1 protein-coding gene is annotated in these 259 nt (G+C 58.3%); it reads left to right on the top strand.

Annotated features, from left to right (window positions below; genetic code table 11):
- A partial coding sequence (locus tag ACH107_RS33915; RefSeq protein WP_412509936.1) for an integrase core domain-containing protein occupies positions 1 to 259 on the top strand: 259 nt, incomplete at both ends.

Genomic DNA, 259 nt, shown 5'->3' with positions numbered 1-259 from the left:
CGACCTGACCAGTAACGCGATCTTAACCTTTGCCACGGAGCGCAAGATCGAATGGCATTACATCGCGCCGGGCAAGCCCATGCAGAACGGCTTCGTGGAGAGTTTCAACGGGCGCATGCGCGACGAGCTCCTGAACGAGACCATGTTCCGGAACATGGCCCACGCCCGCGCCGTGATCCGGGCCTGGGCGGATGACTTCAACGAAACAAGACCACATTCGGCGCTTGGCTATCAGACACCAAAAGCATTTGCCGAACAT

The sequence above is a fragment of the Roseovarius halophilus (ex Wu et al. 2025) genome (assembly GCF_047086965.1).
This window is presented reverse-complemented; position numbering and strand designations above follow the sequence as displayed.